Genomic DNA, 16,574 nt, shown 5'->3' on the forward strand with positions numbered 1-16,574 from the left:
GAAGAAAACGATGATTTCACCAGGATGCAATCCTTTTCCGAATCCTTTTCCGCAGGCTCCCAGAACTAGGGGCTGACCGAGGCATGGACCCGAAGGAATTTACGGGTCAATGCGGGATCGGTGGTCAGTGTATCGAGCCGGACTTTAAGCAGACTCGCATCATCGGTAACGACAACCAAGCCCGCCGTGTCCCAATAGCTCAGATCCAGCGAAGACTGGATGAGCATGGTGTAGCCGCTTACCCCTGCCGCCTTGTTGACCGTCAGGGTCACGTAACCCGACTCTTCGGAAAGGACCGGCCTAACATACGAACCCTTGCTCTGGGGATTTGTACCGGTAATATACTCCATCAGGTTGTCGACACCATCACCATCGAAGTCGTCATAGGCACCGGAGAGGGCCGGATAACCGGGAAACTGGTCGGCCTGCCACACGGTCCATCCCGTGGGGGCGGGTATTGGATCCGACTGCCAGATCTCGCCGGAGTTACCCACGGTGATAAAGGTGTTCTGGAAAAAGACGGCGGCGTTTCGATCCACGGTGGCTGATGTCGTCAGGGCACTCCAGGTTCCACCATCGGATGAGAGCATATTCACGTGGGCACTACTGTTAGCCAAGTCCCATCCGGCGGCAAAATAGATACCATTCCCGTATGCCATCGCCGGAAAACGCTTGTTGCCTGCTCCTGTGTTGGTGAATGAGTTACCTCCATCTGTGGAATAGCGGAGATGCGTATGAAAACCGCTGGCAAGAAAGCGGTCGTTCAAGTAGGCCACATGGAAAAAGCCCTGGGTTGTCCCCGCGGATGACGAGGTGTCCAACCAGGCCGCGCCATCGGTCGATGTTAATATGGTCGCCCCCTGACTGGATCCGTTGGCGCCCACGACCACAAAACCACCGTCGCCGTAACCGACCCCCTGAAGGTTGGTTGACACCCCGGAGCTAACCGTAATCCAGCTTATGCCGTCGGTTGATCTGAGCAGCGTGCCGGCATCACCGGAAGCCATATAAACGCCCCCACCGTAGGCAATGTCCCGTAATTCCTCACCTCCAAAATGCCTCCGGGTCCAGGTGCTGCCATCCGGTGAGGTGTAGACCACGCCTACCCAGGCACTACTTCCGAAGTCGTAGTCATAGCCGGCGGTCAAAAACTGCGCCCCATCGTAAACGACACTGAGCAAGGTAATATTTCCGCCTAACAACCCGCCGGTCCAGGTCTGTGCATCGGTAGAGACCCGGTATGCCCCCCGGTTGCCAGTACTGCCCCCGACAGCCACCAGTTTTCCTCCACCAGTGGCAATGTCATACAGCTTGGCGGTGGTGCCCGATGTCCGTTGGGTCCATGTGTTGAGCGGATCGGTGACTGTGACCGCCAAGGTATCCGTCACCAGGCCACCCTTGCCATCAGTCACGGTTAATTTGACCGTGTAGCTACCGCCAGTCGGAAAGCGGTGATAGGCGGATGCTCCGGTGACCAGCTCGGTGCCGTCCTGGAAATCCCAAATATGGACCAGGTCATCACCATCGGTATCGTTGGATGTTGCCGTAAACTGGACCACCTCCCGCGCGTTCACCGAGGCACTGCCGGATATCGATGCTGTCGGCGACTGGTTAGCAGGGAAAAACGCACCACTGGACTGCGTGGCACCTGCGCTTCCCTGGGTTGAGAAATACACCCCATTTCCAAACGTGAGATTGTTGGTGATGGTAAAATTACTTGGCGTGCCTTCTTTCCATGACAACCCGTCGGCGGAAACAAGCAATACAGTGGCGTCATCTGATTTTCTAACTGCGACGGCCACATAAACGCCGGCCTCCACATGGATTGTTTTTATATCATAATCTGATTCAGTTGCGATGGCCGCCTCTTGCCAGCTAACCCCCTGGTCCGATGAGTAGCGCATCCCGCTATACCAACCACCCGCAAAGAATTTTCCATCGGCGTAAAACACATCCTTGAAACTGTGCCACGAAGCAAGCCCCGTGGACGAACTGCGGTCAACCCAGGAAGAGCCATCTGACGAGGCATAGACCGATGTGTCTCCGACAGCAATAAACTCACCATTGGCAAAACCAACAGCAACAAGATTCTCTGTGCCGGTGGCGGTTCCTGCGGTCCAGGTCACACCGTCCTGGGAATACATATTCTGACCATCATCACCCACAGCGACAAACATCCCGTTGCCGTATGCCAGATCATTCATCTGCGCCAACGAAGGCACCGTCGCCCGGGTCCAGATCTTACCATCGTTGGAATGAAACGCCGCCGCCTTCCACTCCGAGCCAATGTAGTCATAGCCAGTGATCACATACTTGCCAGCGCCGTAGGCGATCCCTCCCGCGCGGAAATTCAAAGCCAGTTCGGTGCGCGTCCAGTTGGTGCCGTCGAGGGAGAAATACGCATATCGGTTGCCGGTCAGGATATACCGGCCATTGAGATAAGCGGCTTCCGACATCGATGCCGTAAACCCGACATTTCCCACGGTCCAGCTATTGAGAGGATCATTGACGGTGACCATCATGCTTTGGCTAACCGTGCCGCCCTTCATGTCCGAAACCGTTACCGTCACATTGTAGGTGCCGCCCAGGGCCCACGCGTGTGTTGCCGTGTTTTGGTTGTTCACTACGGCACCATCACCAAAGTCCCAGCTGTATGCCAGGGTGTCGCCGTCGCCATCGTTCGCGGTGACGGAAAAAACGAGGGGGCTGCGGGCGTCCCCGGTGGCAGGCCCGGCCAGTGTGGCGGTGGGGTCTGTGTTTCCGGGAAACGTGCCGAGGTTCACCGTCACATCGACCCATTCGTTAGGGCTTGTGCCTCCCTGTGCGACAGGTGTGATGTGGATGCCGGCGGTGGGGTCCGAATAGGTTTGGCCGATCAGAATTCCGCTGTCCTTCTTGCCCGCCGCCGAGCCCGGTGTGGTATCGACCAGCCAGGAGGTTCCATTTTGCTCCCAGTTCAAAACGACCCCTCCTAACAGATAATCATTGGAGGTAATCGCCCGGCGATAACCTACCCAGTAATAATGATTGATCGCAGCATCCTTGGGGACGCGGAGGCCCCGAATACCCGTTGTATCCTTATGGTCGCCACGATACAGTCGCTGCGTGCCCGATCCGGTAACAGCTGTGTCGATCCAGTCTGAAGATTCGAGCCACGCGATTTTCTTTTTCCCTTGCGGGTGGAAGTGACCTTCCGGGTCCGGCCCGCTACCCATGATATCGAAGTCATTGCCATACTCCACCGTCGAGCCCGCACCCACCACCGAGGTGCCGCCTGTATCCCAGAACCGCGCATGGCCAAGACCGTAGTTATGGCCAAATTCGTGAATGATCACGCCGGAACTTATTGTCCCCTGCAGCCACTGACGCCCCCCTCCGGCCAGACCGGCATAAAGCACTGTGCCTCCCATCATACCTATTTTATTAAAATGCACCCCGACAATATCGTAGGTGCTTAAGTCAATGCCCGTGCCCAGAGCATTGAACGCAGCCTTTGCGTCATCGTGAAGCAGGCTGTTGTTGCTCGGGCTATAGGTCGTGGTAGGGCTTGGCATCCTGACAACCATGGAACTCACCTCGGCCTCGATCCATGTTTTACCATACGACATATCGCGGATGGTGTCGGATGCCGCCGTATTCAAAACCTGCTCCAGTGCCGCCTGGCTTGTCGATTCCCCGACGTTGTCGGAAAAATCCACGCGGATAAAAAAGACCTTTTTCTTGGTTTCGGTCCACGCGTCGGCCTGGAACGCCGCACTGGACTCGAGGAATTGCCAATCCAAGCCCGGCTGATCGTCGTCATCGTCGGCAGCAGCCTGCAGGAAAATGACCTGGGCACCGCTGTGCGGGCCGGGAAGCTCATCGAGTTTTTCGAGTTTTTGGTTGGTTTCTTGCAATTCCGCTTCATTGGCAAAATAGAACAGCTTGCCACCACCAAGCGCGACCACGGGCTCGGTTGTGATTTTTTTCCCACTGTAAAAACTCATCGCCTTATTCTTGTTAGCCACCGGAAAATCACCCTGCAGGGCATCGACATCCGCCGTTGATAGTTTCTGCAGTGGCTCGGACCTGGCCACCGCCAGCCGATCCAGATAGATCCCCTGCAACGGCGTGTTTTCCTTGGTTCCAATGCTCTCTCTGCGACCGAATCCCGAGGATCGGAATGACGCCCCGTTGATGGACAGTTCATAGCTGTCGGCTCCAGGTGCCTGCCCCTCACCATCCAGGCTACCGCAGATGGGCAACACTAAAAAATCGCCCCGACCACTAAACGGCGTTTCGACATGGAGCTGCACCTCTTTTGGCAAGGACTTGTAATCAGCCCAGCTCAGAGCCTGGGCCAACGCTTGCTCCGGGGCGTTTTGCATCAAAGAAAGCATGGCTGATTTACGCTGCATAGCCAGCTCCACACCCTGGCGGATGGTATCCCCTGTATAAGCATCACGCTCATTCTGCCCCCGCGTGGTATCCAACCACGCCTTGAAGCCCTTGATTGATTCCAACGCCTCACCCAAACCTAACAGATCTCCTTTGACCTCATTCGCCACGACGGCTGTTTTACTGTGTGGCTGTCCACAATCGCAAATTTCATGAGGAATACCGACGGATGCATCATGCAGCTCTTCGGGTCCGGCAGAAGGATGGTTATGGATCAGAAAACAAGTGGCTGCTACAGCAATCAGAAACACAACAACTGACAGGAATTTTTTATTCATTGGAAACAGGGTGGTAACTACTCGCGGTTACTATTCGGTTTTTCTTAGAATACAATCAGTAAATCGGTAATAATGCATTGCGCTGGGAGCGGGGCGATCAAACCCGGGATGAGGGGATTATCTAACCGCTGATTACTGGATAGCTCTATGATCTCTCCCGATCTTGATCGCCCTGGTGACGGGAGCCCTCACCCCGAACCCTTGTGAGCCAGATGACCCGGCCTGATTGGGTGGATATTGAAAAATCCACACATTCTTTCATCGACCCATGGCAGATCACTGATAAATTCAGGCCACGCCATCCTTCCAATGCCATGACCACCCCCACCCCATCATCGGACCAGCCCCAAGCGACCATCACTGCGGATGGCAAGTGTGCCAGTCCGATTGCCACCATTGATACTGTCGGGCAATTGGAGGTCATCGAGCTGCTCATCGACGGCGGGACGATGCGTGGCGGGCTAAACTCGCCGACCCTGATCGGATCAAGCGACAGCTATCTACCCGAGTCATTGCACTACACCCTGAGCCGGTTCGAGCCGATCCGCGGCGGCCGGTGCCGTGTGCAATACACCCGTCGGCGACAAGCTTGATCCAGTGCTCATCGTGCACAATCACCGGACTGGATTCGAGCCCTTCCGTAGCAGCTACTGACTTTATCAGGTGAATTGTGGAAGACAAGATACAGAGCCCGTCGGACAATAACCGTCAGACTACATGGCTGCCTCCGAGACAGGATAGCTGTAGACACTATTGAGAATTTCCCGGCACTCGGTGGGGCTGTATTTGGATACTACGGTAGCCAGTACGGCATCACCATACCCTTTGCGCAGCAAGTTCATATCGTCGACCCACTCACTGCAGCCTGCGTTCGACATGACACGATGCAACCCAAGCAGCTTGGAAAAAGCATCCAGGTCCTTGTTGCAGGCATTGTTGATCTGCCTAACATAGTCAATATTCGCCATGTCCCTGGCAAGGATCGCAGGGCGAGGAAGCTCGCCTTCCTGAAGTGCGCTATACTTGTCACGCAACTCGTTAAAGAAACAACTGCCATCCTCCGGAGCAAGCGACACCAACTGGGTGCGACCATCCAGCTCCTTCGGAATACTGGGTTGTTCAACCCCTGGCTTGGCTACCGTAACCGCGATTTTCGACACTGGCTCAGGAGCTTCAAGCGCAGCAGGCGAGGGGCTCCCTTGACCAGCCGTTGGGAGCTGCACCGAATCGGGGGCGGTCATTGGCACCGGTGCCTTGACTGGCCCTGATACAGGGGCTGCTTCCGGTGTATCATCACAGCTCACAGAGACCGCCTCGACACCACTTAAATCAAGGTCATCGACATTGATGACCGGCTCTCTTTCAACCACATCAACATTTTTGCGCAGCATCTTCTGTATCAGCGACGAAAAGGCACCGGTCTTACGCCCTCTGGTGTTTGCCAGCTCGTTCTGGGTTTGATCCCCTCCCTCCTGTTCGTCGGATGCATCCGGCTGCGCCATGAGGTCCGAAACATGTTCTGCGATAGTAGCAGTGGCCTGACCGTCGGCCAGATTATTGTCGCCCGATACTTGTTCATTTGCTGAAACTTGTCCGGTTTCAGTCTTTCGCAACACCGGCGGCACGGGAGAAACTCCGGATTGCGCCGTGGACGTATACTCCTGCCGCTCCTGTTTATGCTCGTGGGCATCATCATAGCTCCGGAAAAAGGCTCCCGCTCCATGAGTGATGGAGGCTGATAGATTCTGCCCCGGATGGGACTCGGGATTGCACTCAGGCTGCGCCTTGGGTTCATCGGTCAGCTCGGGTTGACTTCCGGCCAGAAACTCGGCCAGGGTGTCTTTGCGCTCACTTGCTTGATGCCCCTGACCGCTGGGACTCACTGCAGGTGGCCCGGATTCAACCTCCTCAATTGCCGCCTCCGCGGCTGTCCAGGATTGTTGCACCCCCTGTTCGTTTTTTGCCAATGCCTCCTCCAGCATTACCTTGGAGAAATCGGAGGTCTTTTTCTGGTCGACCCTCCAGTGCGGCAGCTCCGCACGGCGTTCTGCCATCTCACGAACCGGCGCCTTCATGGGCACGGGCTGTGTGGCACCATTGAGAAGCTCGGCATAAGGGTCGACAGGCTTCGTCCCTGCACCGTCATTGACCTCCGGCACCTGCGGCCCCTCCCATGGGAAATCATCGTTCGTCACCAGCTCGGACCAGTTCTCCCCCCCGGCGTCCGCCGCAACCAGGCTCAACTCGAAATTTTCGTCGATCAGCCGGGTATCCATCACGGTGGCGGCACCATAAAACCTGATGGCCTGGTGTGGCATGCCCGACTTGACGAGCTGTTTGGCCATCGCCAGATTTTCCTCCGGGTGCGACTTGTTTTTCTCAATCACCGTATCGAACAAACGCATTGCCCGACTGGGATGGCCCTTGGAAACAACTCTGGCAGCAAAAATCACCTCCGCGCCCACAGGCGGAATCTCAGGCGCGCTCCAAACCATTTTTGACGCATCGCGAAAGTAATGGGCATCATACAGTACCTTGACCACCTTCTTGCGCGTCTCCCAATCCGCCGGGTTTTGCTCCACAAGTTTAATCAGGAGTTCCTGGGCACTATCTGTTCCGGTAATTGAATTTGTCATGGTTCGTAAGGGTGAACTTTCAGAGTATGTTGGCATTTTACCCCTATCGTCAATACACAAGTCTCATTAATCTAAAAATTTAACAAAATCTTGTCCATATTTTTAAAAAATTAAATCATTCGCTGGTGCATTACTCGTTCACCATCAATCTTTTATGGCAAATTTACGCAATTCAGCGTATCCCTGTTAGGTCGATCTAACAGACCAAGAAAAGGATAGCCAAGGCAAGCGCATTTGTGGTTGGATGTGGATGTGGAAACAACTGCACAAACTGCCATTATCGGGGCAGGCATCACCGGTCTCTGTGTCGCGCATTCTTTGAGAAACGCAGGTCAAGACAAGCATCATAGCTTCCATCTCATCGAATCAGCGGACCATGTCGGAGGAGCCATTCAAAGCACCTTCGCCGACGGCTATCTGGCCGAGCACGGACCGAACAGTCTGTTGATCAAGGACAAGCGTGTGGCCTTGATGCTCGACCAGGTCGGACTCCGCGACCAGCAGGGTGAGCAAGAGGCGATGACCGCCCGTGACGAAGCCAAAAAACGCTACATCGTACAGGACGGCAAACCCCATGCGATGCCCGGATCCCCCATCGGCATGTTGCGCACCCCGCTGTTTTCCCTGGCGGGCAAACTCAGGTTCGGCCTGGAACCCTTCATCGGCAGATACAAAGGGCTGGAGCAGGGTCGCGGCGAGGAGAGTTTTGCGGATTTTGTCAGACGCCGACTGGGCCCCGACATGCTGGCCAGCGCCGCAGGCCCGTTTGTCAGTGGCATTTATGCCGGTGATCCGGAAAAACTCTCCGTCCGCCATGCTTTCCCCCGCTTATGGAATCTGGAGCATCGTTACCGGTCGTTTATCCTCGGTGCCCTGGCACTGCAATTCGGCGGTGGCAACAACCCGCACCGGCTCGCGCCCTCGCAAATGCTTTCATTTCGTTCCGGTATGCATGCCATGCCCAAGGCCATTGCCGACAGCCTGCCCGCGGACTCGGTCAAACTACAGAGTTCGGTGCAGTCGATCGAACAGAGCCGCGACGGCTGGTTACTCAGCTGGACCGATGGCACAGGAAGCGTGCACACCGGCTGCTATCGACAGCTTGTCGTCGCCGTGCCACATCATCGGCTTGGCTCCCTGCCGCTGCCAGGCTCGGCGCTCGCCCAACTCGCTCCGGTCATCGGCCTCGAGGCTCCGCCCGTCACCAGCCTGGTTCTCGGTTTTAAACGCGCTGACATCGCCCACCCCCTGGATGGATTCGGCATGCTGATCAAACAGGCCGAAAACAGCCCCTTGCTCGGTGTGCTGTTTTCTTCGAGCATGTTTGACGGTCGGGCACCCGAGGGGCATGTCACCCTCACCTGCATGATGGGAGGCTCACTCCACCCCGAATATGCGGAAAACGGCGAGCAGGTCGTGCTGGATGAACTCGATAAACTTCTCGGGGTGACCGGCCCGCCTACCTTCCGCTACAAGACATCATGGGCGCACGCCATCCCCCAGTATGGTCTCGATTACCAGCAGAAACTCGATGCCATGGAAGCCTGTGAAAAAGCCCACCCCGGCTTGCACCTTGCCGGAAATTACCGGGGCGGTATTTCCGTAGGCGACTGCATTGTCAACGGACTCGAGCTCGGAAAAACGTTGGCGAAGGGTTGATTTTCAAACCCCTGATACGAAAAACAGCCCCCCTAAACCAAGGTTTCCCATTGTCTTGATCGCACGATCACTCTAGTTTCCTCACCAAGTCAACACCGACAACCACATATAAACCATGACAATTACTGCTTCAATCCTGCAAGGCATCGACTGGACTATCATCTGCGTCTTCTTTGCCATCGTCCTCGGCATTGGCTGGGTAGCATCCAAAACCGCGGGTCAGAGTTCATCTGAATTTTTCCTCGGAGGCCGAGGTATGCCCTGGTGGCTGCTGGGCATCTCGATGGTTGCCTGCACCTTCTCCTGCGATACCCCGAACCTTGTCACCCAGTTTGTAAGGGATGACGGTGTGGTTAAAAACTGGGCCTGGTGGGCATTCCTCATCACGGGGATGGTGACGGTCTTCATCTACGCGCAACTCTGGCGCAGATCGAATGTCATGACTGACCTCGAGTTCTATGAACTCCGCTACAGTGGCAAAGGCGCCAGTTTTTTACGTGGTTTCCGTGCTATCTATCTGGGAGTCTTTTTCAACTGTCTGATCATGGGCTCGGTATCGCTCGCAGCCATCAAGATTGGTGGTGTTATGTTAGGAACCGGTCCGCTGGTCACCATCGTGGGAGCTTCTGTTTTTGTGGTCATCTATGCATCGCTCGGTGGCATCAAGGGGGTCATCTGGTCTGACTTTTTCCAATATGGCATTGCCATGGTGGGTGCCGTCTACGCGGCCTACGTCGCCGTCAATTACGTCGATGCCGATACCGGTCTCGCCGTCGGTGGACTCACCGGACTACTCAATCACGAATCGGTGATTCCCAAACTCGACATCATGCCGGACTTCAGCAACTGGATGTCATTTATTCCCCTGCTGGTCATTCCCGTAGCCGTCCAGTGGTGGGCTGTCTGGTACCCCGGTGCCGAGCCCGGTGGTGGTGGCTACATCGCCCAGAAAATGCTTTCCGCCAAAGACGAGAAAAATGCCATCGGTGCTACGATGTTGTTTAACTTCATGCATTACGCGGTGCGCCCATGGCCATGGATCATTGTCGCCCTTGCCTCGTTGATCATCTTCCCACAACTCTCCGATATCAAGGCACAGTTCCCTGAGATCGACCCCAAGTATCTCAAGAGTGACATCGCCTACCCCGCGATGCTGGCAAAAATCCTCAGCCCCGGCTGGCTCGGAATCGTCGTCGCCTCACTCATCGCCGCCTACATGTCAACGATCGGAACCCACCTGAACTGGGGGTCTTCCTATGTGGTCAACGATTTTTACAAGAGGTTTGTGAAGAAGGATGCATCGGAAAAGGACATGGTTCGCATGGGACGTATCTGCACCGTAGGACTGATGTTTTTTGCCGGCTTCCTTTCACTCACGGTCCTCGACTCCGCGCAAAAAGGATTTGAACTGCTCTTCCTCTCCGGTGCGGGAACCGGAGCCATTTACCTGCTGCGCTGGTTCTGGTGGCGTATCAATGCGATGACGGAAATCGTCGCCATGATCGTGGCCACCATTGCCGCGGTATGGCTCGTATTCGGACCCGGCGACGATGGTGTCCTGAAGTGGTTTGTGGATAGCAGCGCGGTTGAGAACAAGGTCAAAACGATCAAGGACCCCAACCTGGCTGTCTTCATTGGCCAGGCTCAAGCCGACGGGGCTGAAAAGCTTAGCGAGCTCAACGCCCAGGTGGTCAAGGCCGCCAAGACGTGGGAAGAAACGCCTAAAAGTGACAAGGACAAGCGTGCAGCCGCTCACGAGGCGTATGCAAGTGCCTACACCGCACAAGCGGATTTTGCCGGCTCGCTCTCCGTGGCTTCACTCACAGACAACTACGTCAAGGTAAACTCCCCCGATTGGGCCGAATCACTGGCTGAATTCAAAATGGGCTTCCGTGAGGAATTGCTTGTCGCCATCAACAAACCTCTCGAGCAGAAAGGCAAGGAGTTAAAGACCATCGAGGCGGCAACCATCGGCTACGGCGGCATCATCAAAAACGGTAATGTTTACATCTATCATCCCGAAGTGGCAGGGCAGATATTTTCTGTGAAATTACTGCTGATGATCGTCCTGGTCACCATCTCATGGCTCGTTGCCACCCTTGCCAGCAAGCCGGTGTCCAAAGAGGTCCTTTACAAGTTTTACCGTCAGTGCCACCCCGGTGGCCCCGGCTGGGCCAAGGTTCTCCGTGATGCCAAGGCCGAGGGCGTCGACCTTGACGGCAAAGAGGGAGTCGATTGGCAGATGCCCCTCAAACTCCTTTGTGTGTTTGTAGGCTGCGCGGTCATCTACGGTGCCCTGTTCAGCATCGGTAGCTTTGTCTATGGCAATCTCCCCTGGGCCTTCGGTCTCGGTGCAGTGGCAATAGGAGGACTCTTCTTCCTGATGCTTGCCTTCAAGAAAATCAAGACGGACTAACATCCATTACCGGTAACGATTCCAAGAGCCCGCAACCTTACCGTTGCGGGTTCTTTTTTGCGCTACAGCACCGCCCAGACAGACTACAGCGAGGCGTCGATAATGAGTTCAAAGCAGGCCCCCTTCTCACTGTCGACTATCCTGAGATCCCCGCCAAGAGCGCGGGCGAGTCGCCGACTGAGGGCAAGGCCAAGACCGACCCCCGGCTTGGTGTGAGCCGCTTCCATGGCCGACTTATGGAATGCCTTGAACAGCTTTCTACGCTCACCCTTGTCAATACCCGGCCCTTCGTCACAGACTTGTAAAACGATCACTTTACCCCGGTCGACCGCCCGGATTTCGATCACTTTGATACCCATATCATCGCCCTCCCCACCGGCATACTTGCTCGCGTTATCCACGAGATTGAAAATGATCTGTTCCACGGCCGTGGTATCGACCTTGATCTCACGACCCGCGACATCCGGCTCAATGGCACAATGAAGCTTCATCCCCGCCTCGTCGGCCCGCGTACGCAGGCGTTCACACATCCGGTCCACCAGCTCCCCCACCCTGACTGTTTCAATCCGGGCACGCGCACTACCGCGCTCGATCCGGGAGTATGCGAGCACGTTCTCCACCAAATGTGTTAGTCGAGCCGATTCCTTGCGCAAGGTTTGCAGGTAATCTTTCTGTTTCGCCTCATCCTGCACCATGCCCTCGGCCAGCATATCCGAGTAGAGGCTGAATGTGGTTAGAGGCGTACGCAACTCATGGGTCACCGAGGAAACAAATGAAGCCCGCCGCTCACTGAGCTTCACGACACCGCGCATGAGTACCACCGCCGCCAGGGCAGCCAACAAGGCACCCACCCATGCCACCGCGAGTGTCTTCCTCATCGGGGTCCAGCCCGCCGGTTGAACAGCGACGACCTCCCCTGGCAGCAAGCGCCATGGCAATGCCGCCATCACCATCGGATCATCAGCATCAGGAGCCGATTTCTCACCTAACAAAACCTTCAAGCTGTGGCGCACAGGCTCTAGTCGGGCATCAGGTAGCAGGTCGGTAATATTGTCTATCAGCAACTTGCGGACCGCCCCGGTATCGAGCCAGACGCCCTGGGTACGGATGCCTGATGCGTCCTTCACCTCACGCACCAGGATGATATCATCGCCAATCCATACCGGTGTGAGCGACGACAGATGGGTTTCATCAACGTCTTCAACAACGACACCGGGTTTTGCCAATGGACCAGCACCTGGATACTTCTCCTGTCCGGCTGGCGCCGGGATCTTGTGGTCATAGGCGGATTGATCGGCCGGGCCCGGCTCCGCCTGCTTGCCGCTTGGTGGCTCCTTGCTGGCCGCCGGTTTTGTAAACGACTCCGCTTGCGCAGGCTCCTTGGTATCGCCCCCCTTGTTTTTACCCTGCATCCGGTTGGTAGAGGATTTCTTGACGATCTCAGTCCGCTTTGCCTTTTCAGCCACGTTGTAGTTGCCTTGGTAATCCTTGCTGTTTCGAATGTCATTGGGCGCGCTTGCTAGACGCTGTTGCTGGGCTACAGCCACCTTGGCATCCCAGACCGATTGATCCACTTTCCAGTCGTCACTACCCCGCTGGGCCACTGCACAGATCATACCGAGGTTATTATCCGCCAGACTCGTGAAGACGTTGCGCGTATTCTGCCAACCAGAAAATGTGGTATCACCGGTCAGGAGGTGCATCAGCCTCTTCCAGTCGGTCAGCTTCTGTTTCGAGAGACTCATGCCCTGCTGAATCTGGCTTTGTCGGTTTGACCAATCCGGCGCTGGCCCGATGACAGTCCAGTCGTTGATCTGGGGAGTGCTGACCGCCCCCCCTGGCTTCACTTCGAAATGAAGTTTGACATTCTCAGGCACGTCCAGGTTGAGCGGTGACAGCTGGGTGCGCTTGTTCAAGTCCACGTCCCTGAAGTGCCAACTGGGTCGATTGTTTTCCTCGGCGAGAATTCCCGATGCCGCAGTGTCCATACGCCACAGGGCGATCCGTATCCGCCCCTCCAGCTCCGCCTTGGCCTCGGCCATCGCCCTTTCCTTTTCCAAGCCAAGGGTGTGCTGTGTAATCGCAGCCATCGCGCCGAACACCAACAAGGCAATCAGTGCGGAAAAACTCCATATGACCCAGGGTTTGTTCATGTTTTATTCGTTATTCGTTATTCGTTATTCGTTATTTGGAGTTTGGAGTTTGGAGTTTGGAGTTTGGAGTTTGGAGTTTGGAGTTTGGAGTTTAAAAACTACCCCACCATATACCCTTTTCCACGCACAGTCACCACGATGTCCTGGCCGTTCTCGCCAAGCTTCTCGCGGAGGTGGGCGACGTGCATATCGATGGTTCTGGTTTCGATATTTTTGGGATCTATCCGCCACACTTGCTGGAGCAGCTCATCACGTGCCACTGCCCGCCCTTTGTTGGCGATCAGATAGCGCAGCAAATCCGACTCACGTTCCGAGATTTCCTTCCGCCCTCCTGAGAGGGTTTTGATTTCCCGGCGGGAGAAGTCGACCTGGCCGCCATCGAAATCAAACACATTCCCTCCCACCTCACGCTCACTGCTTCTGCGGAGCACGGCATCGACCCTGGCAAGGAGTTCGCGCACGCTGAAGGGTTTGACCACATAATCATCGGCACCCATGGTAAGTCCTTTGACCCGGTCGGCCTCCTCACCTCTCGCCGACAGGATAATGACCGGTTGTCCGGGTCTCCCCTTGCGCAATGCCTCGAGGATTTCGAATCCACTGTGATGCGGCAGCACCAGATCAAGCAGCAGGAGTTGATACGAGGCTTTCAACGCCCGCTCCATACCCTCCCGACCGTCGGCAGCGGCGATGACCTCGTAGCCAGAGAAGCTCAAGGCATCGACAACGCCCTGCCTCACGGCCGCATCATCTTCAACAACAAGTATTACGGGGTTCTCCTTCATGATCAATTCGGGGCGAAACTACCATCATCCGGGTCCTTTGTCTGTAAACTTCATGTAAAGTAGGGAATGCGGATATCACATCATACCAAGAAATACTGATTTTGGGATTTGGCGTTTGGGATTTGGCGTTTAAAACAATGCCATGCCCACGATCTCCCAACTCCTCAGCGACAACATCCGCGACGTAGCTGATTTTCCCAAACCCGGTATTCTATTTAAAGACATCTCGCATGTGCTGTCCAATCCGACACTGCTTCGCCACTCGATCAATGAGCTCACCGCAACCTCCGGGGGGGTGAAAATCGACAAGGTGGTGGGTATTGACGCGCGCGGTTTTATTTTTGCCGCCCCCGTTGCCCTGAACCTGGATGCAGGATTCGTCCCGGTGCGGAAAAAAGGAAAGCTTCCGTGGGAAACCCACGAGATGGCCTACTCGCTGGAATACGGAGAAAACATCGTCGAGATCCACAAAGACGCTATCCTGCCCGGTGAAAGCGTCCTTCTGGTAGACGACCTGCTCGCCACCGGCGGAACCGCCGCCGCAGCGATCAAGCTGATCCAGCAACTGGACGCCAAACTGATCGCTGTTTCGTTCCTGATCGAACTGACCGATCTGAATGGCCGGGAGCTGCTCACCCCTCTGTTAGAAAGCACCCCGGTAAACACCATCATCCAGTATTAGGGTGTGTGGGTTTGCAACCCGCGACAACCATGAGCCGGCATGCCGCGGGTGGCAAACCCGCACTGCACATCACTCAACCGATTCAAAATGCCGTGGCAAATCGCCACCTTCCCGACCAATGCGCAGGTGGTCGAGCAAGTACCCGCGCATCGCCTCCCGGACCTTGATCTTCAGCTTTCCTCCTTTGCGCATCCCGTAATCCATCTCGATAGCGCGCTGGGCGGTGTCATCGAGAGAACGGTTGGCCTGCAACGTGATCACCGCGATTTCCCGCCAGTCCTTGTCCGGGGGAATATCCGCATCCTCCTCACCCGGGATCTCCGGCCAGTCGGCTTTTTCGATCCGACTCAAGACAAAATCCCGGTAGTCCTCACGCTCACCGCACCAGGCTCTAACATGCCAACGGTAGCCATCGTGTCCGAAGGCGTGAGGCCTTAGCCATCGCCATGTTGCCTTGCCGCTGTTGACACTCCAGTAACGCACCCTGATTTTCATACCGGTTGCCACAGCCATCAGGACCAGTCTTTCCACGACTGCGGTGCCGACACGTGAGGGTAAATCGACCCGCGCCACCGTGTTGCTCACAGAGCCCTGTCCAACCCGACTGCACATCTCACCTCCAAGAAAAGCCGCGATGCCCTCCTCCAAACGTGGTTCATGCAGCACACAGTTCATTTCCATGGTGCCCTCGTAGCGTTTCCTGCTCATCTGGTAAACTAACGCCCCCGGGTTGAGCATCTGGTATTTTTGTAAATCGCTTGATGCCTGAGCCTGGGAAATACCGAAGATTTTCACCAGATCCCCGCGGCGGATCGAGCCACGCCACCACACGGCCCGTTCAATCGCTCTCAACCGCTCCTGCGCCGCCCAGTTCTCTTCATTGGTTCTGTTTGTCATTTTTTCTACTTGTTCGTAAATTACAAATGTGTCGTGTTTTTATACTGGCAAAACCCCGTTTCCTGTGAGATAGTATCACCAGTCGTAAAAGTCACACCCCACAAATAACGCCAAGGTATTTAGTTAGCAAACATTAAATAATTTCAATCTCTATTTCAAGCCAGCCTTAACCCCAATAAGTCCATGATTATTCAAGTCCAGCCACAGGCCAACAGCCAGCCGCCCGTGCCATTACCGGAGGACGTTTACCGTCTTCAAACTTCACGCCTGGCAGGGTTCAACTACTACGGCCAGGACATCTGGCTGCACCAAATGAAGCTCGGCGAGGAGCTCACCCTCGTTGCCGAGCCCGCCAACCCGTATGATCAATACGCCGTCCGCATCCATTGGCAGGACAAACACATCGGCTACCTGCCGCGCACCAGTAACCATGTCGTTTCCCGGCTTCTCCGTCAGGGCGCGCCGATCAAGGCCGCCATCGCATGGCTCGATCCCCGGCAGGAACGAGGCACCCCCATGACCCTGCACGTGCTGGCACCTAAGTTTTAAGTTCTAAGTTTCAAATACCAAAGTCCAAATGCCAAATACCCAGTCCAAATTTTCTGTGTGAAATGCAGAACCGGCGCGGGGG

At 55.6% G+C, this 16,574-nt stretch carries 10 protein-coding genes; 5 read left to right on the plus strand and 5 right to left on the minus strand.

The window, feature by feature from the left end; all coding sequences use genetic code 11:
• Window positions 1-65: 65 nt before the first annotated feature.
• Window positions 66-4,715, minus strand: a complete 4,650-nt coding sequence (locus H7A51_08780) for a PKD domain-containing protein (GenBank protein MCP5536312.1) — start codon at window positions 4,713-4,715, stop codon at window positions 66-68.
• Window positions 4,716-4,918: 203 nt separating this feature from the next.
• On the opposite strand from H7A51_08780, the gene H7A51_08785 reads away from it, so the two are divergent.
• Window positions 4,919-5,308, plus strand: a complete 390-nt coding sequence (locus H7A51_08785; protein ID MCP5536313.1) for a hypothetical protein — start codon at window positions 4,919-4,921, stop codon at window positions 5,306-5,308.
• Window positions 5,309-5,428: 120 nt separating this feature from the next.
• Here H7A51_08785 and H7A51_08790 read toward each other — a convergent pair whose 3' ends face one another.
• Window positions 5,429-7,351: a hypothetical protein gene (locus tag H7A51_08790; protein MCP5536314.1), complete on the minus strand. Its 1,923-nt coding sequence runs from the start codon at window positions 7,349-7,351 to the stop codon at window positions 5,429-5,431.
• 252 nt (window positions 7,352-7,603) lie between these two features.
• Here H7A51_08790 and hemG point away from each other — a divergent pair, with 252 nt between their 5' ends.
• The gene (gene hemG, locus H7A51_08795) at window positions 7,604-9,010 is read left to right on the plus strand and encodes a protoporphyrinogen oxidase (protein MCP5536315.1); all 1,407 of its coding nucleotides are present in this window, start codon (window positions 7,604-7,606) and stop codon (window positions 9,008-9,010) included.
• A gap of 115 nt (window positions 9,011-9,125) precedes the next feature.
• On the plus strand, window positions 9,126-11,426 hold the full coding sequence (locus H7A51_08800) for a Na+:solute symporter (GenBank protein MCP5536316.1): 2,301 nt from the start codon (window positions 9,126-9,128) through the stop codon (window positions 11,424-11,426).
• Between the two features lie 83 nt (window positions 11,427-11,509).
• On the opposite strand, the gene H7A51_08805 is transcribed toward H7A51_08800, so the two are convergent.
• Both H7A51_08805 and H7A51_08810 read right to left on the minus strand, forming a co-directional pair.
• Window positions 11,510-13,579, minus strand: coding sequence for a hypothetical protein (locus H7A51_08805; GenBank protein MCP5536317.1), 2,070 nt, complete (start codon window positions 13,577-13,579; stop codon window positions 11,510-11,512).
• A 98-nt stretch (window positions 13,580-13,677) separates the two neighbouring features.
• Window positions 13,678-14,364: a response regulator transcription factor gene (locus H7A51_08810; GenBank protein MCP5536318.1), complete on the minus strand. Its 687-nt coding sequence runs from the start codon at window positions 14,362-14,364 to the stop codon at window positions 13,678-13,680.
• Window positions 14,365-14,506: 142 nt separating this feature from the next.
• Between H7A51_08810 and H7A51_08815 the strand changes: the two genes are divergently transcribed.
• Window positions 14,507-15,046, plus strand: coding sequence for an adenine phosphoribosyltransferase (locus H7A51_08815; GenBank protein ID MCP5536319.1), 540 nt, complete (start codon window positions 14,507-14,509; stop codon window positions 15,044-15,046).
• Between the two features lie 69 nt (window positions 15,047-15,115).
• On the opposite strand, the gene H7A51_08820 is transcribed toward H7A51_08815, so the two are convergent.
• Complete coding sequence (locus H7A51_08820) at window positions 15,116-15,943, minus strand: WYL domain-containing protein (protein MCP5536320.1); 828 nt, start codon at window positions 15,941-15,943, stop codon at window positions 15,116-15,118.
• Window positions 15,944-16,126: 183 nt separating this feature from the next.
• On the opposite strand from H7A51_08820, the gene H7A51_08825 reads away from it, so the two are divergent.
• On the plus strand, window positions 16,127-16,492 hold the full coding sequence (locus H7A51_08825; protein ID MCP5536321.1) for an HIRAN domain-containing protein: 366 nt from the start codon (window positions 16,127-16,129) through the stop codon (window positions 16,490-16,492).
• The last annotated feature ends 82 nt before the right edge of the window (window positions 16,493-16,574 follow it).

It is taken from the genome of Akkermansiaceae bacterium, from assembly GCA_024233115.1.
GTDB lineage: Bacteria > Verrucomicrobiota > Verrucomicrobiia > Verrucomicrobiales > Akkermansiaceae > Oceaniferula.

Excerpts from the sequence above, each read along its gene's own strand:
- H7A51_08800 (MCP5536316.1), top strand. The coding sequence starts at position 9,126 with ATGACAATTACTGCTTCAATCCTGCAAGGCATCGACTGGACTATCATC.
- H7A51_08815 (MCP5536319.1), top strand. The coding sequence starts at position 14,507 with ATGCCCACGATCTCCCAACTCCTCAGCGACAACATCCGCGACGTAGCT.
- H7A51_08780 (MCP5536312.1), bottom strand. The coding sequence starts at position 4,715 with ATGAATAAAAAATTCCTGTCAGTTGTTGTGTTTCTGATTGCTGTAGCA.
- H7A51_08810 (MCP5536318.1), bottom strand. The coding sequence starts at position 14,364 with ATGAAGGAGAACCCCGTAATACTTGTTGTTGAAGATGATGCGGCCGTG.
- H7A51_08805 (MCP5536317.1), bottom strand. The coding sequence starts at position 13,579 with ATGAACAAACCCTGGGTCATATGGAGTTTTTCCGCACTGATTGCCTTG.
- H7A51_08790 (MCP5536314.1), bottom strand. The coding sequence starts at position 7,351 with ATGACAAATTCAATTACCGGAACAGATAGTGCCCAGGAACTCCTGATT.
- H7A51_08820 (MCP5536320.1), bottom strand. The coding sequence starts at position 15,943 with ATGACAAACAGAACCAATGAAGAGAACTGGGCGGCGCAGGAGCGGTTG.
- H7A51_08825 (MCP5536321.1), top strand. The coding sequence starts at position 16,127 with ATGATTATTCAAGTCCAGCCACAGGCCAACAGCCAGCCGCCCGTGCCA.